The organism is Streptomyces sp. DH41 (genome assembly GCF_029813785.1).
Lineage (GTDB): Bacteria > Actinomycetota > Actinomycetes > Streptomycetales > Streptomycetaceae > Streptomyces.
The window spans coordinates 122356-140163 of record NZ_JARVKY010000006.1 but is presented as its reverse complement, the minus strand read 5'-3'; the positions used below and the strand labels follow the sequence as shown (position 1 = coordinate 140163).

17 protein-coding genes are annotated in these 17808 nt (G+C 72.5%); 4 read left to right on the top strand and 13 right to left on the bottom strand.

All coding sequences use genetic code 11. The annotated features are described in order from the left end of the window. Positions 1–92 precede the first annotated feature (92 nt). Positions 93–530, top strand: coding sequence for a MerR family transcriptional regulator (locus tag QC283_RS12620; protein WP_279561555.1), 438 nt, complete (start codon positions 93–95; stop codon positions 528–530). A 97-nt stretch (positions 531–627) separates the two neighbouring features. Here the strand turns inward: QC283_RS12620 and QC283_RS12615 are convergent, their stop codons facing one another. Beyond that, entirely contained in the window at positions 628–1071 is a 444-nt protein-coding gene (locus tag QC283_RS12615) for a type II 3-dehydroquinate dehydratase (protein WP_279561554.1), read from the bottom strand. 484 nt (positions 1072–1555) lie between these two features. On the opposite strand from QC283_RS12615, the gene QC283_RS12610 reads away from it, so the two are divergent. Next, a complete protein-coding gene (locus QC283_RS12610) occupies positions 1556–2677 on the top strand; it encodes a helix-turn-helix transcriptional regulator (protein WP_279561553.1) in 1122 nt (373 codons plus the stop codon). Positions 2678–2767: 90 nt separating this feature from the next. Here QC283_RS12610 and QC283_RS12605 read toward each other — a convergent pair whose 3' ends face one another. The 3 genes from QC283_RS12605 to QC283_RS12595 are packed head-to-tail and all read right to left on the bottom strand — an operon-like array spanning position 2768 to position 5758. Beyond that, complete coding sequence (locus QC283_RS12605; protein ID WP_279561552.1) at positions 2768–3607, bottom strand: metallophosphoesterase family protein; 840 nt, start codon at positions 3605–3607, stop codon at positions 2768–2770. A gap of 20 nt (positions 3608–3627) precedes the next feature. Continuing rightward, on the bottom strand, positions 3628–4959 hold the full coding sequence (locus tag QC283_RS12600) for a cation:proton antiporter (protein WP_279561551.1): 1332 nt from the start codon (positions 4957–4959) through the stop codon (positions 3628–3630). Between the two features lie 10 nt (positions 4960–4969). After that, positions 4970–5758 (bottom strand): thioesterase II family protein, encoded by a 789-nt coding sequence (locus QC283_RS12595; protein ID WP_279561550.1) that lies wholly within the window; start codon positions 5756–5758, stop codon positions 4970–4972. Positions 5759–6028: 270 nt separating this feature from the next. Here QC283_RS12595 and QC283_RS12590 point away from each other — a divergent pair, with 270 nt between their 5' ends. Together QC283_RS12590 and mhpA are read left to right on the top strand one after the other, a co-directional pair. Further along, positions 6029–6223 (top strand): ferredoxin, encoded by a 195-nt coding sequence (locus tag QC283_RS12590; protein ID WP_279561549.1) that lies wholly within the window; start codon positions 6029–6031, stop codon positions 6221–6223. Positions 6224–6419: 196 nt separating this feature from the next. Further along, positions 6420–8117 carry a bifunctional 3-(3-hydroxy-phenyl)propionate/3-hydroxycinnamic acid hydroxylase MhpA gene (gene mhpA / locus QC283_RS12585; RefSeq protein WP_443032590.1) on the top strand — a complete coding sequence of 566 codons (1698 nt, stop codon included), beginning with the start codon at positions 6420–6422 and terminating at the stop codon, positions 8115–8117. Positions 8118–8192: 75 nt separating this feature from the next. On the opposite strand, the gene QC283_RS12580 is transcribed toward mhpA, so the two are convergent. The 9 genes from QC283_RS12580 to QC283_RS12540 form a co-directional block, all read right to left on the bottom strand. Next, positions 8193–9092 (bottom strand): ROK family protein, encoded by a 900-nt coding sequence (locus tag QC283_RS12580; protein WP_279561547.1) that lies wholly within the window; start codon positions 9090–9092, stop codon positions 8193–8195. Beyond that, on the bottom strand, positions 9085–9825 hold the full coding sequence (locus QC283_RS12575; protein WP_383531274.1) for an HAD-IA family hydrolase: 741 nt from the start codon (positions 9823–9825) through the stop codon (positions 9085–9087). The genes QC283_RS12580 and QC283_RS12575 overlap by 8 nt, the downstream gene beginning before the upstream one ends. Positions 9826–9840: 15 nt before the next feature. Further along, positions 9841–10923, bottom strand: coding sequence for a Gfo/Idh/MocA family protein (locus QC283_RS12570; protein ID WP_279561546.1), 1083 nt, complete (start codon positions 10921–10923; stop codon positions 9841–9843). Beyond that, positions 10920–12080, bottom strand: coding sequence for an aminotransferase class I/II-fold pyridoxal phosphate-dependent enzyme (locus QC283_RS12565; RefSeq protein ID WP_279561545.1), 1161 nt, complete (start codon positions 12078–12080; stop codon positions 10920–10922). The genes QC283_RS12570 and QC283_RS12565 overlap by 4 nt, the downstream gene beginning before the upstream one ends. 117 nt (positions 12081–12197) lie before the next feature. Further along, complete coding sequence (locus QC283_RS12560) at positions 12198–13010, bottom strand: shikimate dehydrogenase family protein (RefSeq protein WP_279561544.1); 813 nt, start codon at positions 13008–13010, stop codon at positions 12198–12200. Then, positions 13007–14509, bottom strand: a complete 1503-nt coding sequence (locus QC283_RS12555; protein WP_279561543.1) for a 3-deoxy-7-phosphoheptulonate synthase — start codon at positions 14507–14509, stop codon at positions 13007–13009. The genes QC283_RS12560 and QC283_RS12555 overlap by 4 nt, the downstream gene beginning before the upstream one ends. Beyond that, positions 14506–15597 (bottom strand): 3-dehydroquinate synthase family protein, encoded by a 1092-nt coding sequence (locus QC283_RS12550; RefSeq protein WP_279561542.1) that lies wholly within the window; start codon positions 15595–15597, stop codon positions 14506–14508. Before QC283_RS12550 ends, QC283_RS12555 begins: the two co-directional genes overlap by 4 nt. A 7-nt stretch (positions 15598–15604) precedes the next feature. Beyond that, entirely contained in the window at positions 15605–16948 is a 1344-nt protein-coding gene (locus tag QC283_RS12545; protein ID WP_279561541.1) for an NAD(P)/FAD-dependent oxidoreductase, read from the bottom strand. Between the two features lie 62 nt (positions 16949–17010). Beyond that, positions 17011–17781, bottom strand: a complete 771-nt coding sequence (locus tag QC283_RS12540) for an arylamine N-acetyltransferase (RefSeq protein ID WP_279561540.1) — start codon at positions 17779–17781, stop codon at positions 17011–17013. Positions 17782–17808 lie beyond the last annotated feature (27 nt).

Here is a 17808-nt window from a genome sequence, read left to right as displayed (position 1 = left end):
GGCTGCCGAAGCGCACGGGTACGCTGAAACCTGACGCCGGTGTCAGAGACAAACGGGAGGGCACCGAGGAAAGACACCGAGGGAGGGCGGTCATGCGGATCGGGGAACTCGCGGCACGCGCGGGAGTGAGTGTGCGGTCATTGCGCTACTACGAGCAGCGGGGCCTGCTCACCAGCACCCGCACGCCGAGCGGGCAACGGCGGTACACGGAACACGACGTGGACCGGGTCCGCTTCATCCAGGGGCTGTACGCGGCCAATCTCTCCAGCGGCACCATCGCCGAACTCATGCCGTGCCGCGACGCCCCGAGCAAGCACAACTCCGACGCCACGCTGGAGCGCATGGCCCGCGAACGCGCGCGCATCACGGCGCAGATCGACGACCTCCTGCGGGCTCGGGACACCCTCGACAGCATGGTGGCCGTGGCCCGGGCCCACCGCGAGACCCTGCCGCACCCGGCCCCCGCCGCGGACGGATCGGCTACGCCCCGGAACACCACGCCGCTTTCGTCCGCGGCCGCCTCTCTCTGAGCCGGCACGGCGGCGGCTCCCCCGACCCGGGCCTCCTCGCCTTCGCCCTGGCCGTCGATCGGCCGGAACCGGTGAGAACGTTTCAGCGGTCCCGGGGTCAGAGCGGGTCCGGCGCCAGATGTGTCAGTGCCCGGGCGGCCAGGCGGTAGCCGAAGGCTCCGAGGCCGACCACGACACCGCTGGCCAGCGGCGCGATCACCGACTCGTGCCGGAACTGTTCCCTGGCCCACACGTTGCTGAGGTGCACCTCGATCCACGGGGGCGCGTAACTGGCGAGGGCGTCACGGAGACTCCAGCCGGCGATCATCAGGGCGCCGGGGTTGACGATGGCGCCCACGGTGCTGTCGCTGTGCCGGTGAACGGCGCCGACGAGGTCGCCTTCCGAGTCGTGCTGGACGGCCAGCACCTTCCAGCCCCGGTCGCTCAGTTCGTCGGCGACCGCCGCCTCGATGTCGGCGAGGGTGTCCGTGCCGTAGATCTCCGGCTCCCGGCGGCCGAGAATTCCCAGATTCGGACCGTTCAAGAGAAGCACGGTACTCAAGGAGGCCACCTCTGTATTCGTATTCGCCCGCTGGTCGCGGCCGCAAAGTCCGCATTCCCTCCATGCTGTCGCCGCACGCGCGGGCGCACCACTCCCAGAGCTGATAGTCCGCCCTGCCGGGCCGCCCTGCCCCGCCCGGCCGGGCCGCTCAAGAACCGCTCGTACGCGTGTCGAGGCCGTCTACACGCCGCGTCGGCTCGTGCCGTCGCCGCCGCACCGCCGCCCTACCCTGGTCCGCGCACGGGCCCCCCACTCGGACGGCACGGACCCCACGACTGGAGATGTGATGCTCGATTCTCCGTTTCGCCTGCGGCTGCCCCCCGTTCTCTCCGTCCCACGTGTCTGCCGGAACGGCTCCGGCGAAGCCTCCGGCCTGTCCGATTCCTCTTTTGCCGCCTGGTCCCGCGGAGATTTGGAGGAAGGTATTCGCTTGGCAAAGGCCGCTGGTCAAGCAGAACCCGATTGCACGGGGAATTGCAAGGCATTGGCAAAAACCTGGCACGCGGCGCTGCTGGTCCGGGTGCGCCGTCTGGCGTCCGCGGCGCGGGTCCTGGCCGAAGTGGAGGAGCTGACCGCGGCACGGGCGGAGGCGGGCGGCCCTCTCCACGTCGCCTCTCTGCTCTGTGCGGCGGACCTCGCGTTCGCCGGAGGGGACGTCGGCACCGCCGTCGATCTCGCCGGCAGGGGCGCCGACCGGGCGCAGCGGGCCGGCCTCCACGGGTTCCTGCCCGACGCGCACACCGTGACAGTGCTCGGCGCCCTCCGGCAGGGCGACATGAGCGTGAGCGCGGAGTTCGCCGACCAGCTGCGGGACTGCGCTCTGCTCGGCCGGACCGCGCACGGGCCGAGCCAGTGCGCCTGGGTCGCGGCCCAGCTCCTCGAAGTGCAGGGCGGCCCGGCGCGGGCGGCCCAGCTCGTCGTGGGCATCGTCACGGACGACCGGTTGCTCCTGGAGCTGCTGACGTCGCAGCCCACCGCTGCCGCCTGGCTCGTCAGGGCCACCCGCAAGCTGGACGACGAGGTGCTCGCCCGGCGGGTGGTCTCCAAGTCCCGTGCGCTCGCGGTGCGCAACCCCGGGCTGCGTTCCGTGGGCGCCGCCGCGACGCACGCCGCCGGACTGCTGGAAGGCGATGCGCACGAGGTGCTCGCGGCGGCCGCCTCGCATCTGGACCCGTGGGCCGCCGCGTCCGCCGGTGAGGACGCGGGGAAGCTCTTCGCCGCGCGGCCCGCCGAACGCCGGTGCGCGGTCGAGGCCTTCGAATCGGCGGCGGACGGTTACGCGAACGCCGCGGCGCCGCGCGACGCCCGCAGGGTCGTGAGTCGGCTGCGTTCGCTCGGGGTGCGGCGGGGCCGCTATCCGCAGTACGCCGGCCAGTACGGCGTGAACACGGGCACGCTCACCAACACCGAGGCCGCCGTGGCCGAGCTGGTGAGCCAGGGATTCACCAACTCCCAGGTCGGGGATCGTCTCTTCATCTCCGGTCACACCGTGGCCTTCCACCTGAAGAAGATCTTCCGGAAGATGGACGTGGCCTCGCGCGTGGAACTGACGCGGGCGTGGAGCCGGGTGCCGAGCGCGGCCCCCGAGGGCGCGAAGGCCTCCTGAGGACCGCGGTCAGCCCGTCCACCCGTCCACCCGTCCACCGGTCAGCCCGTCCACCGGTCAGCCCGTCCACCCGTCCACCCGTCCGACCGGTCACAGGATCCTGCGGGGCCTGCCCGGGGGGCTCTGCCGCCTGCGCCACTCGCGGGGATAGCCCACGGACACCTCCTCGAAGCGGACGCCCTCGTGGTGGGTGGTCCGCGGGATGTGGAGGTGGCCGTACACCACCGCGGCCGTGCGGAACCTGCGGTGCCAGTCGTCGGTCAGCCGGGTGCCGCACCACATGGCGAACTCCGGGTACCACAGCACCTCCGTCGGGTGCCGGTGCAGCGGATAGTGGTTGACCAGGACGACCGGCGTCCCGTCGGGAAGCCCGGCGAGCCGGCGCTCGGTCTCGGCGACACGGGCCCGGCACCACGCCTCGCGGCTGGGATAGGGATCGGGGTGCAGCAGGCTCTCGTCGTTGCACAGGACGCCGGTGCCGCGCGCGTAGGCGAGCCCCTCGTCCTTGGTGGCGCAACCGGCGGGCAGGAACGAGTAGTCGTAGAGCAGGAACAGCGGCGCCACGACCACCGGGCCGTCCGGCCCGTGCCAGACCGGGTAGGGGTCCTCGGGTGTGGTGACGCCCAGCTCGCGGCAGAGCTCGACCAGGTGCTCGTAGCGGGCGGCGCCGCGCAGGGTGACGGTGTCGCTCGGATGGGTCCACAGCTCGTGGTTGCCGGGCGTCCAGACGACCTTGCGGAAGCGGCCCGCGAGGGTCTTCAGGCACCAGTGGATGTCGGTGACGGTCTCCGCCACGTCGCCGGCCACCAGCAGCCAGTCCTCGTCCGTCTCCGGTGCCATCCGCTCGACCAGGGCACGGTTGCCGGCGTGGCCGACGTGCAGGTCGCTGATGGCCAGCAGTCGTCCGCCGCGGTACGCCGTCGCCGTCACCTCTCGCCCCTCCCCGCCGCTCACACCGCGGCGGACGGCGGGGCCGCCAGGTCGCGTGGTGGGGTGCCGGCCAGGCCCATCTCCGCCTCGGCGCTCTCGTCGATGCGGGCCATGGCGACGCGGAGAACGGGCGGCGCCATCAGCGAGGTGACGATCGCGACGAGGATGATGATGGTGTACGCCTCGGCGCCGAGGACCCCGAGTTGCAGGCCCACCATGGCCACGACGACCTCGATCACCCCGCGGGAGTTCATGCCGGCGCCGAGCGCGATGCCCTCCCAGCGGCCGAGGCCGCTCATCTTCGCGCCGGCGTAGGCGCCGGCGAACTTGCCGAGGATCGCCACGGCGAGCACCGCGCAGGCCGCGGCCAGGACGGTGGGCTCGGCCAGCGCGGACAGGTCCATCCGGATACCGGCCGTGGCGAAGAAGACCGGTGCCAGGAAGGCGAGGACGGTGGTCCGCAGCGGGGCCAGCTTCTCCCGGTCCAGCTCCCCGCTCGTGCCGACCAGCGCACCGCACACGAACGCACCGAAGACCGCCTCCAGGTGCAGCGCCTGGGTCGCCGCCCCGCCCAGCAGCACGATCAGCGCCACCGTCGCGACGGTGGGTACCGGCGACGCGGAGCGGCCCGCCGCGCGCAGCGCCGCCTTCACCAGGGGGCGGCCCAGCAGCCAGGCGGCCAGTACGACGCCCATGGGGTAGAGCAGGGACGTGGCGACCGTGCCGGTGCTCAGCCCGGCGGTCGCCATCGCCGAGACGATGGAGAGCAGGAACCAGCCGACGATGTCGTCGATGACACCGGCGGCGAGGGTCAGCTGCCCGATGTCGCGGTGCAGCAGATTCATGTCCATCAGGGTCTTCGCGATCACGGGAATCGCGGTGACGCACATGGCCACACCGAGGAAGAGCGCGAAGACCGTCGGGCTCTTGTCGTCCGACTGGATCGAGGCGGGCAGCAGGAAGCCGGCACCGACGCCGAGCGCCAGGGGCAGGAGCAGACCGGCGAGGCTCACCCGGACCGCGGTGAGCCGGCGTCGCCTGACGAGGTCGAACTTCAGCTCCATGCCGGTGATGCCGACGAGCAGCACGACGCCCACCTGCCCCACCGCGTCGAGCAGATGCATCTGGCCGGGGTCCTTGGGCAGCAGCCAGTCGGCGAGAGCGGGCCACGCGTGGCTGAGGACCGAGGGCCCGACGATCACTCCGGCGAGCAGCTCACCGACGATCGCGGGCATCTTGAAGCGTGCGGCCAACCGCCCCAGGGCCAGTGCCAGCAGGAGCAGGACGGACAGTTGGAGCAGGAACACCAGGAGCGTGTCGTGGGGAATGGTCGGTACGGGGGCGGAGCTCAAGTCGGTCACCTCAGACGCGGGCTTCGGGACGCGTGCCGACGGTCCGGCGGACCAGGCGGTCCGCGAGAAGACCGGCCAGGCGTGCGTTCTGATCGAGCAGGAAGAAGTGGCCGCCGGGGAACACCTCGACCTCCGTCGGGCCGGTGGTGTGCTCCTCCCAGGCCGTCGCCTCGTCGATCGAGACCCGGGGGTCGCTGTCCCCGGTGAGCACCGTCACGGGGCACCGCAACCGCTGTCCGGACGCGCAGCGGTAGTTCTCGACGGCGCGGTAGTCGCTGCGGATCGCGGGCATGATCATGTCCCGCACGTCCGGTTCGGCGAGCAGCGCCGCGTGGGGGCCGCCCAGCCGGCGCACCTCGGCCAGGAGCTCCGCGTCCGAGCCCAGATGGAGCCGCTCGTCGCGGTCACGGGACGGTGCCCGCCGGCCGGAGGCGAAGAGCCGCACGGGTGTGGGAAGGCCGGCGTCCCGCATGCGCAGCGCGACCTCGTAGGCGAGGACGGCGCCCATGCTGTGGCCGAACAGCGCCAGGGGCCGGTCGTCGTCCAGGTGGCGTGTCACCTCGAAGATCCGGTCGGCCAGTTCGGGAAGGCTGTCGATGTTGGGTTCGTGGCGCCGGTCCTGTCGTCCCGGGTACTGCACCGCCAGTACGTCCACCGAGGGCGCGAGCGCCTTGGACAGGGCGTAGTAGAAACTCGCGGACCCGCCGGCGTGCGGCAGGCACACGAGACGGACGCCGTTCTCCGTCGCCGGGCGGAACCGGCGGACCCATGTTCCGAATTGCTCCGGGGTTCGAGGCACGGCCTTCATTCCCTTCAGGAAATGTGCATATCCAGCCAGAGGATAGGAAGAGATTCGCGGGACCGGCATCCCTCGGTCTGATAGGCCGTGCCAGGCCTTACCCGTGCGCTTTTCCGCGCGGGCGCGCATTTCCGGGCCGCCCTTATTCGCGTGCGCTTGAATTCCGCTGGAGCGGCACCGGCGAACGCGCCGTACGCGAGGGCTGTTTCGTATTCCTCGGGCATCATGGCCGACGGCCTGCTTTGTTCCACCCCGTAGGAGGCGGTCGCTGTGAAGATAGTCGCGGACACCGACAGGTGCGTCGGCGCGGGTCAGTGCGTGCGCGTCGCGCCGGAGCTGTTCGACCAGGGCGAGGACGACGGTGTGGTGATCGTGCTGAACGCCGAGCCCGGAAAGGCCCTGGCACCGGCGGCCGACGAGGCCGTCGACCTGTGTCCGGCCCGGGCGCTCACCGCGGACGGCTGATCCGGCGCTCCGGGAAAGCCCTCGAGCGCGGCTCCGGGGGGAGTCCACGGGCGCGTGGGGAGAATCGGGACAGGCGTGAGTGGCCCGGCGTCCCGCGTTCCCGCAGGTGGCCCAGGACGGGGACGCGCGTGGTGTTCCCCGACGCCTCTTTCCGCGCCCTCCATGCCCTCGCGCTCACCGACCCCTGCGAGTAGGGATGACGATGCCCACCATGCGCCCGCACGACCAGTACGAGCCGCCGACGGACACGGACACGGATGTGGCCGTCGTCGGCAACGGGCCGATCGGCGCGGTCCTGTCGGTGCTGCTCGCTCAGCGCGGCCTGCGCGTGACCGTCCTCGAACGCCGTCCCCGGCCGTACACGCTGCCGCGGGCGACCAGCTTCGACGGGGAGACCGCCCGGCTGCTCGCGGCCACCGGGATCGGTGACCGGATCGGCGGGATCACGGAGCCGGCCACCGGCTACCAGTGGCACACCGCGGCGGGGCGGACGCTGCTGGACATCGCCTTCTCCCCCAGGGGGCGTTACGGCTGGCCGGACGCCAACACCATGCACCAGCCCGCGCTGGAGGAACTGCTCGCCGCCCGGGCGGCGTCGCTGCCCGGCATCACGGTGCTGCGCGGCCACCGGGTCGTGGACATCACCGAGCGGGACGAGCGGGTGACGCTGACCGTCGAGACCGACGACGGGGCGGACCGCGCGGTCGTCGCGCGCTGGGTCGTGGGCTGCGACGGTGCCAACAGCTTCGTGCGCGAGCACCTCGACGTCCCCATGACCGACCTCGGGTTCTCCTACGAGTGGCTGCTGTGCGACGTCGAGCTGCGCGAGCCGCGCGAGTTCACGCCCACCAACGTCCAGATCTGCGACCCGGCGCGGCCCACCACGCTCGTCGGCAGCGGGCCGGGGCACCGCCGCTGGGAGTTCATGCGGCTGCCGGGCGAGAGCAGCGCCGAGCTGAACCGGGAGGAGACGGCCTGGCGCCTGCTCAAGCCGTTCGGCGTCACCCCGGAAACCGCCAGGCTGCTGCGCAGCACCACCTACATCTTCCGGGCCACCTGGGCCGACGCGTGGCGGTCGGGCCGGGTGCTGCTCGCGGGGGACGCCGCCCATCTGATGCCGCCGTTCGCCGGGCAGGGCATGTGTTCCGGGATCCGGGACGCGGCCAACCTGGCGTGGAAGCTGGATCTGACGCTGCGCGGCCTGGCCGACGCGTCCGTCCTCGACACCTACGCCGAGGAGCGCGGGCAGCACGTGAAGGAGTCGATCCTGTCGTCGGTGCAGCTGGGCAGGGTGATCTGTGTGACGGACCCGGCCGCCGCCGCGGAACGGGACGCCACCGTCCTGGCGGGCCGGCGCGGTCGTACGGGGCCGGGAGCGCCGGACGCGGCGCGACCGCTGTCGGCCGGGCTGCTGCGGACGCCGGGGGGCGGGGAGGGGTCGCCGGCCGGTGCGGTGGTGCCGCAGGCGCGGGTGAGTGCGGGGGGCGGTACGGGACTGTTCGACGAGGTCGTGGGCCGCGGTTTCGTCCTGCTCACCACCGACGATCCGCGCCCCGCGCTCGGGGAGGACCGGTGGTCCTTCCTCGCGGCTCTCGACACCCACGTGGTCCGCCTGTCGCCGCCCGGGCCGGCCGGGCCGGCCGGGACCGCCGGGTCGACCGCGGACACCGGGGACGACGGGGACACTCGGACGGGTCTGACGGACGTGATCGACACGGACGGCCGCTACCTGGCGTACCTGGCGGAGCACGACGCGACCGCGTTGCTCGTCCGCCCGGACTACCACGTCTTCGGTGCCGCGAGCGGCCCCGAGGACACCGCCGCGCTCGTCGACGAGCTGCGCGACCGGCTGGCGGCGGCCGTGCCGGCCGGGGGGACGCGCCGCACGGCCTGAGCACGACGCCCGCGTACGTGGAGAGCGGGACCGCTGAGGCGGTCCCGCACCCGGCGTTCAGGGACGCGTCGGTGCTCAGGCACTCATGCGGGCCAGTTCCACCGCGCCGCGCAGGGACGACAGCGCGCCCAGCGAGGCGGGGCGGACCGTGAGCGGGGGGTGGCCGGGGCGGGTGAGGTCGGCCAGCTGTGCGGCAAGGAGGGTGTCCAGGCCCGGCAGGCCGCTCGCGAAGCCGCCTCCGAGCAGCAGGAGCCGCGGGTGGAGCAGTTCCTGGACACTGACCGCGGCGGCGGCCAGGGCCCGGCAGGTGCGGCGCAGGGCGGTTCTCGCCCAGGGGCGTTCGTCGTGCCAGGCCCGCCGCAGCGCGTCGTAGGTGACGTCGCCGCCCCGCAGGCGGGCCGCGTCGCGCAGCGTGGCCGGGCCCGAGGCCGTCGCCTGGAGGCATCCCCGGCGCCCGCACACGCACGGCGGGCCGTCCAGTTCGACGACCGTGTGCCCGATCTCGAAGGATCCGCGGCCCAGCCCCGGGCAGAGGTCGCCCCGCAGGACGAGGCCGCCGCCGACACCCGTGCCGACCCCCAGGTAGAGGAGGTCGGCGCAGTCGGCTGCCCGTGCCTCGGCGAGGGCGCCGAGGTCGCCGTCGTCCGCCCAGGCGACGGGGGTGCCGGGCACCAGCGCGCGCAGGGCCGCGCCCAGGTCGGTGCCGGTCCACTCGGGCCGGCTCGGCCAGGCGGTGACCCGTTCGTCGGTCGCGACGGTCGCCGGCATGGCGACGCCCACCGCTCTCAGGGGCGCGGCCAGCCGTCCGCGTATCTCTTCGACGTGCCCGGCCAGTTGCGCGAGGTCGCGGTCGGCGCTGTGCCGCGGCTGCCAGGCGAAGACCGTCTCGGCCACGCACCGCGCGCCGGCCTCCACCCGCAACGCGACCTTGGTGCCCCCGATGTCGACACCGAGGTACGGCCCGTCCTCAGCCACGGGGCAGGAAGGGGCACAGGTCCAGCAGGTCGGCGGGGCGGGCCAGGACGACGTCCGGCTGGGCGGCGAGCAGTTCGTCGGTGTCGGACAGCGCCCACAGCGCGCCGGCCGAGGTCACACCGGCACCGTGGGCACTGGCGATGTCGGTCGGCGCGTCGCCGACCATGACGGCCTGCTCGGGCGAGAAGCCCATCAGGTCCAGGGCGTGTTCCACGATGTCCGGGGCGGGCTTCGGCCGGGCGACCTCGTCCGAGCCGATCACATGGTCGAAGAAGGGCAGCAGGCCCAGCTGGCCGAGCAGGGAACGCGCTCGGTCACCGCTCTTGCCGGTGGCCACGGCGAGTCTGAGACCGCGTACCCGCAAGGTGGTGATCAGCTCGACCACGCCGTCGAAGACCGGTACCTGGGGGGCAAGCCGGTAGCTCTCTCGGACGAAGGGCCCCTCCATCTCCAGCGGCAGGCCCATGATCCGCATGATGTCCGGGAAGAAGCGCCCCAGGTGACGCCGGTACTCGTCGAACGGCGCGGGGCCGTCGCCGACGACCTCCTTGTACGCGACGGCGAACGCCTCGTACATCACCGCGAAGCTGTCGACGAGGACCCCGTCCAGGTCGAAGACCACGGCGCGTCTGACCGGCCGGAGCGTCCCGGTGACGGTCGCCGGCCGGGCGGTGCCCGGGGCGGTGGGCCGTTCCGCGAGTCCGGCGGGTCCTGTCGGAACTGGTGATCTCACGGGCTTCCTCGCCTCCTAGTGATGGGCGGGCACGGCGAGTTGCTCGTGCGCGCGGCGGGCCGATGCGTAGAAGTCCTCGATGACGCGGACCGTCGTACGGGCCTCACCGACGGCCCTGCCGCGCCGGCCCGGGTCGGTCAGGACGTCGGCGAGGACGTCCAGTTGCCGCCGGTACTCGGTGCCGATGGGCTCCCGGGGCACCGGCAGGGATGTCGTGGTGCCCTCACGCGTCAGCGTCAGCTCGGCGTGGGGGTGGCGGTTGGGGCTGAAGCCGAAGGTGCAGCGCAGTTCGGCGGTGGCGGCGCTGCCCGTCACCCGGATCCGGGTGACGTCCCGCGCCTGGTGCGACGCCCAGCCGGCGCGGAGGCCGACGGAGACGCCGTCGTCGCGGACGAGGAAGCCCCACGCGGTGTCCTCCACGTCCCCGGCGGCCCCGGCGGGCGTCTCTTCCTGCCGCCAGGCCGCGCTCCAGGCTCCGGTGCCGAGGAAGTCGTTGGAGGTGACGCCGAGGACCTGGGTGAAACGGGCCGGTCCGAGCAGCGAGGCGAGCGTGTCGAGGAGGTGCCAGCCGAGGTCGAAGAGGACGCCGCCGCCGGCCTTGCTGCGCTGTGTGAACCAGCCGCCGGCCTGGGGGATGCCGCGCGCCCGTACCCACGACAGGTCGACATGGCGGACGCGGCCCAGCTCCGGCAGGAGGCGTGCCAGGGCGCCCACGTCGGCGCGGTGCGGGGCGGCGCTGCCGGCCAGCAGCGTGGCGCCGCCGTCCCGTTCGGCGGCGGCCAGCGTGTCGGCCTCGCCGGAGGTCAGGCACACGGGCTTCTCCAGGAAGACCGGGACGCCCCTGCGGAGCAGCCCGGCCGCGACGTCGGCGTGCAGGTGGTTGGGCACGGCGACGACGGCCAGGTCGACCTCCCGGGCGGTCAGCGCGTCCGGCGTCGGGTGCACGGGGATGCCCGGTGCCGCGTCGAGCGCGGTCCGTGCCGTGGCCGCGGGGTCGACGGCGTGGACCACCTCGAAGCCGGGGTGCTCGGCCAGCCGGGGCAGCCACAGTTCCCGCCCCGCCCAGCCGAGCCCGACCACGGCCGTCCTGACGCTCATACGGCGGCCACGGCGTCCGCGATGATCTCCGCCGTCCGGTGCATGTCCTGCTCGCCGGCGAGCAGGACACGGTGGTGCAGCCAGACGCAGTCCCGGCTGATGGCCTCCGTGTGCGGGCAGCGCTCGGCGACCTGCTCCGGGGTCTCGTCCGGGGCGCCGATCTCCCAGAAGGCGTCGGTGCGGTAGATCGCGCGGAACGCGGCGAACGCCGGCACGCCGGCCGCCACGAGCCGGTCGACCAGGGCGTTGCGGTCGTCCTCACTGATGCCGGGCAGGCGGAACATCGCCATGTAGTGCGAGGGGGAGTCGGTGCGGTCGTCACCGCGCTGCGGGACGACGCCGTCGATGGCTTCGAGGAGCGGGGAGAGCACGGCCCAGCGGCGCTGGCGGGTGGCGATCTGCTGTTCCAGGCGGCCGAGCTGGGCGCGCAGCACCGCCGCGGAGAACTCGTTGAGCCGCAGGTTGGTGCCGGCGACCTGGTGCAGGTAGCGGCGGTCGGTGCGGGGACGTCCGCAGCTGTGCCGCAGGAACGCCGCCTCGTAGGTCTCCGTGTCGGGGAAGAGCAGGGCGCCGCCCTCGCCCGCGGTCATCAGCTTGCCGTTCTGGAAGCTGAACGCGGCGACCGTGCCGAGCTCGCCGACGCGCTTTCCCCGCCAGCGGGCGGCGTGGGCGTGCGCGGCGTCCTGGAGCAGCGGGACGCCGGTGTCGGCGGAGAGCTTGGAGAGCGCGTCCATGTCGGCCAGGAAGCCCGCCATGTGTACGGGCATGATGGCGCGGGTGCGGGGCGTGACGGCCGCCGCGGCCGCCGTCACGTCGATGTTGTAGGTGTGCGGGTCGACGTCCACGGGGACCGCGACCGCGCCGAGCCGCTGCGCCGCCTGGGAGGAGGATATGAAGGTGAAGGCCGGGACGACGACTTCGGTGCCCGGACCCACTCCCATGACCTGGAGGGCCAGTTCCAGGGCGTGGGTTCCGTTGGTGACGGCCAGGGCGTGGGGAGCACCGTGGAGTTCCGCGAACTCCCGCTCGAAGGAGTCGACCTCACTTCCGCCCATACGCCACCACTGGCCCTGCTCGAGTGCGCGGACGAGACCTTCGCGCTCCTTTTCGTCGTACTGCGGCCACTGGGGAAATTCCGGCGCCTGTCGCACGTTCATGATTCTCCAAGAAACTGGATGTGGCTCGATGCAAGGCACAGAACAGCTGACGACATTCCCAAAGTAGGTTCCTGCCGGGGCCGTTGCATCCCTTGGTCCGGTAGTGATCGGCGGAATTCAGCGAAGGTCGAAGAAGTCCCGGTAGGAATTCAGTTGTCCCTCGAGCATGTGAATTCCGTGATGGACACGGTGTCCGCGTGCGGCGGCCTCGCGCAGCAGCCGGGTCTCGCGGGGTTTCATGATGATGTCGGCCACGACGCAGCCCGGTGGCAGTTGCTCCAGTGGGAAGGGCAGCGGGTCGTGGGTGGTCAGGCCGAGCGGGGTGGCGTTGACCGCGATGTCGACGTCCCCCGGCCGCGGTCCGTTCATCGCGTGCACCCGCCCCGGCCAGTGGGCGTCGAGCCGGGCGGCCAGCGCGTCGAGTTTCGCGGCGTCCGTGTCGTACAGGTGAAGCCGGTCGGCGCCGGCCGCGAGGAGTGCCGCGGCGATGGCGCTGCCCGCGCCGCCCGTGCCGACGAGCGCCACCCGGCTGCCCTTCGGGTCGTGGCCCGCTGCGACGAGGCCCGCCACGAAGCCCGAGCCGTCGAAGTTCTCCGCGAGCCAGCCTCCGTCGGCCTCGCGTCGCAGCACGTTCGCGCTGCCGACGATGTCCACGGTGGTGCCGCACCGGTCCGCGAGGTGCCGGACGGCCACCTTGTGCGGCACGGTGACGAACATGCCGTCGAGGTTCCGCACGTGGCGCAGGCCGCGCACGACGGTCTCCAGGTGCGAGGGCCTGGCGTGCACCGGGACGACGACCGCGTCGCGGTGCAGTGCGGCGAGGAGGGGGTTGATCAGCGCGGGCGCCTGGACCTGGGCGACGGGGTCTCCCAGGACGGCGTACAGACGGGTGGTGCCCTGGATGGGCACGGCGGGGGGCTGTGCGGTCATCGCGGCCTGTCCTTCCGGTCTGCGGCGCCGTCGGCCGCCAGCGCGGCCACGACGTGGGCGAGTTCCCGTGCCTGGACCCCGTTGAGGCGGGGGTCGCAGGCCGTGCGGTAGCGCTCGGACAGATCGGTCTCCGTCGGCCCCCCGGTGCCCCCGACGCATTCCGTGACGTGGTCGCCGGTGAGTTCGAGGTGGATGCCGCCGGGGTGGGTGCCGAGCGCGCGGTGCACGTCGAAGAAGCCGGTGATCTCGTCGGCGATCGCGTCCCACCGCCGGGTCTTGTGTCCGCCCGCGGACGTGTAGGTGTTGCCGTGCATCGGGTCGCACTGCCAGATCACCTGGTGGCCACCGGCGGTGACCTTCTCCACGATCGGCGGCAGTACGTCCCGGACCCGGGTGTGCCCCATGCGGCTGATCAGCGTGAGCCGTCCGGGTTCGGCGTGCGGGTCGAGGCGGCGCACGTAGGCAGCGGCCTCTTCGGGGGTGGTGCCCGGCCCGATCTTCAGGCCGATGGGGTTGGACAGGAGTTCCGCGAACGCGATGTGCGCGCCGTCGGGGCGGCGGGTGCGTTCGCCGATCCACAGGAAGTGCCCGAGCCCGCTGGCCAGGCGGGGTTCCGGTCCGCTGGTGTCGGCCCGCAGCGAGCAGCGCTCGTAGTCGAGCAGCAGCGCCTCGTGGCTGACGTAGACGTCACCGCCCGGCGTGCCGTCCCGGCCGAGCCTGCGGACCAGCGCCATCGCTCCGGTGGCCTCGGCGTGGGCGCGCAGCATCCGGCCGGGGTCGGGGGTCCGGGCCGCCCTCGTGGGTTCGGCGGAGTTGACCATGTCCCCGCGGTACGCGGGCAGCCCCTGGTCGTCGACGGCCCGGGAGCGGGGCTTGGCGTACTGGCCGGCCATCCGGGCGACCTTGACGACGGGTAGTCCGGTGCGGTGGGTGAGCACGTCGGCCATCTCCGCCAGCGTGCGCAGGTTGGCCCGCTGGTGGGCCGGCGTGTTCTCGGCGAAGGACTCGGCGCAGTCGCCGCCCTGGAGGAGGAACGCCTCGCCCCGTGCGACCGCGGCCAGCTCGTCGCGCAGTCGGGCGGTCTCGGCCGGCGTCACGATCGGCTCGGCGCGGCTCAGCAGCGCCCTGACCTGCCCGGCGTGGACGGGGTCGGGCCAGTGCGGCTGCTGCGCGGCGGGCCGGCCGAGGGCGTCCGCCAGCCTGCCGGCGAGCCTCCGGCCGACCTGACCGGCGGCGCCGGCCCGGTCGTCGGTGAGGGCCCGGTCGTCGTTGGGGGTCCGGTCGTCGTTGGGGGTCCGGTCGTCGATGGGGGCCCGGTCTTGGACGAGGGTGAGGTCGTCGATGGGGGCTTGGTCTTGGACGAAGGTGAGGTCGTCGATGGGGGTGGGGTCGTCGATGGCAACGGGATCGTCGATGGGGGTGGGGTCGCGGGTGGGGATCGGGTCTTCGGGGAGTGCCGGGTCGCCGGCGTCGGTCGGCCACTGGGTCGGCTGCCTCATGAGCGTGCCGTGTCCGACGTGGCGGTGACGGGCGCGGCGGCACCGACGAGCTCCGCCAGGGGCACCCGGGGCATCCCGTCGAGGACGCGCGTGACCACCTCGGGCGGTGCGTCCTCCACCAGTTCCGCGCCCTTCGGCCCGTCGAGGACGAAGGTGAGTCCGCTGACCGCCTTCTTGTCGTGTCCCATCAGCCGCACGAGGTCCGCGGTCCCGGTCCCGGACTCGGTCCCGGTCTCGGCGGGCAGCGCGGCGGGCAGCCCGTAGGAGCGGACGACGTCCCGGTGCTCGGCCACCCGTGCCTCGTCGATCCGGCCGAGGGCGCCGGCGAGGCGGCCCGCGAAGACCGTTCCGACGGCCACCGCCTCGCCGTGGCGCAGGGCGAACCCGGTCGCCTTCTCCAGCGCGTGGCCCAGTGTGTGGCCGTAGTTGAGGATGTGCCGCAGGCCGGTGTCCCGCTCGTCGGCCTCCACGATGCGGGCCTTGAGGGCCACGCTCGCCGCGATCTGGTCCGCCGGCGGCAGTGCGCGCAGGTTCGGAGCGCCGATGAAGTGGCAGCGGGCTATCTCGCCGTAGCCGTTGAGCATCTCGCGCGGCGGCAGGGTGGACAGGTAGTCCGTGTCGCACAGGACCGCGCTCGGCTGCCAGTAGGCGCCGACGAGGTTCTTCCCCGCGGGCAGGTTCACCGCCGTCTTCCCGCCGACGCTCGCGTCCACCTGGGCCAGCAGCGAGGTGGGCAGGTGCACGACCGCGACGCCCCGGTGGTAGAGGGCGGCGGCGAGTCCGACCATGTCGGTGGTCGTTCCGCCGCCGCAGGAGACGACGACGTCGGACCGGGTGAGCCCGAAGCGTACGAACTCGCCGCACAGCCTCTCCACCGTGCCGAGGGTCTTGGCCTGCTCCCCGTCGCGGGCCGGCAGCAGCAGGGTCTCCACGCCGGTGTCGGGCACCCATTCCGGCGGGCGGGCCGACACGACGACCGCCCGTGCGGCGCCCAGCCGCCCGACGACCTCGGCGAGCGATCTACGTACCCCGGGACCGATGTGGATGTCGTACGCGTGGTCTCTCAGGCGCAGCGGAATGGATGCCATGACGTTCCTACCGGCCCGCCGTCACCCGGCGGACGCGGGCCTCGGACCGCTCCTTGCGGTCGAGCTCGTCCAGGTGCGGATAGGACGGGCAGCCGTAGACCCGCTGGAACGGCTCGAACGTGTCCCACTCCTTGCGGCGCCGCATCTCCTGCGCCACCGAGTTGTGCTCGCTCCAGAAGTCGCCCCCGATGAGGCGCATGAGGTACTTCTCCAGGGTTTCACGGTCGGTGGAGCGGGCGGCGTCGGCGGCCATGGCGACCAGTTCGCCGTCGTAGTAGGCGTGGATGAGCCGGATGTAGGTGTCGTAGCCGGTCTTGAAGTAGTTGGAGTACCGCTCCAGCCGGTGGTCCTCGGCCGACGGGTCGGCCAGTATCTCGCCGAGCGTCTCGGCGGCTCGGACGGCGGTGGCCGTCGCCACCAGGACGCCGCCGGAGAACATGGGGTCGCCGAAGCAGCCGGCGTCGCCGACCATGAGCCAGCCGGGGCCGGTGACCGTGTCGGCGTGGTAGCAGTAGTCGGTCTCGACCTTGAGGTCCATGGAGGGGCTGGTGCCGGTCAGACGCTCGACGATCCTCGGCACCCGGGCCAGGTGCTCGTCGAACCGCTCCTCCGTGGTCGACCCGCGCAGCACGTCGCGCGGCATGACCGTGCCCACGCTGATGGTGTCCTTGGTCAGCGGGATCGCCCAGACCCAGCCGTCGTCGTGGGCGGCGACCTGGATGTCGCCCTCGACACCGGGGTTGTGGCGCTCGTCGAGGCCGCTGTAGTGGCGGAACACGGCGACCATGCGGAGCTTCTCCAGGGTCTTGCGCAGCCCGAAGCGGTGGGCGATCCGCCCCGAGCGGCCGCTGGCGTCGACGACGTAGGCGGCGCGCACCTCGTGCGTCTCACCGTCGCGCTCGTAACGGGCGCCGACCATCCGGTCACCGTCCATGAGCAGCTCGTTCACGTTCGCGCCGAGCAGGACACGCGCGCCGGCGGCCTCGGCCTGCTCGGTGAGCATCCGGTCGAACTTGGCGCGCTCCACCTGGAAGGCGTTGTCGTGCCGGCCCACACCCTGCTTGGTGAAGTCCGCGCGGAAGACGCCCTCGAAGAACTTCTTCTCGGTCGGGTCGATGAACTCGCCGCCGAACTTGGGCACATACCCCTGGGCGGCGACCGTCTCCCGCAGCCCGATCCGCTCGAACAGGCCCATCATGTACGGCAGCAGGGACTCGCCGATGTGGAACCGGGAGTCGCGCTCCTTCTCCAGGAGCACCACGGAGTGCCCCTGCTTGGCCAGCACGTAGGCGCAGACCGAACCGGCCGGCCCTCCGCCGATCACGACCACATCGGCTGATTCCTTCGCCATCTTCTTCCCTTTCTGGTGCCAACTCGTTTGACCGGAGCGCTGCTGGGTGACAGGAGTGCGGTTCAGCTGAATTCGTCGGACAGCAGGTGGGAGACCAGCCGCTGGTGCTCGTCGTCGTCCGTGATCGTGCGCGTCTCCTCGCGGCCGTCACGGACCGTCAGGTACCGGCGTCCCTTCAGGACGGCCTGACCGTTTCCGAAGGCCCGGCCGCACAGGATCTTCCGGCCGTCCTGAGGTGCGGTGTCCGCGGCGATCTCCCGGGCGAGGAACTCCTCCATTTCCTTCCAGTCGCTCCACTGCCGGGCCTGTAGCGTGAAGGTGTAGACGACGCTCCACCGCGTGATCCTTCCCCTGCGCTGTAGAGCGGTCCTGGAACCGCGGTCGACAAGGCGGTACTGGCTTCCGTACTGGCTCTGCACCTCGTCGGAGACCAGCAGGGGCTCCGTGTAGGAGGGGCCGGGGTAGCCGACGTCCACGAGCCGGTCGGCGCCGTCCAGGGCGACGCGGTTGAACATGTGCTCCACGTCGAGCCCGGACGCCTCCCACCCCTCGGCGGTGCTGGCCGCCAGGAGTGTGACGTCGTAGCCCAGTTCCGTCAGGAGCCGGGCGAACAGCCGGTTCAGCTGGAAGCAGGTGCCGCCCCGCCCCTGGACGACGCACGTCTCGAACGTGGCGTCCTCGTCGAGTTCGACGAGCCGCACGCCGTCACTGAAGTCCTGGGTGGCGCCGTTGTACGGGATCGCCATGAGGTGGTTCCTGTGCAGCTTCCGCAGCGTCGCGATGTCCACACCGGTGTCACCGGCACAGCCGATGCGCGCCAGGTACCTGTCCACGTCGAACACTCTCGTCACCTTCTCTCG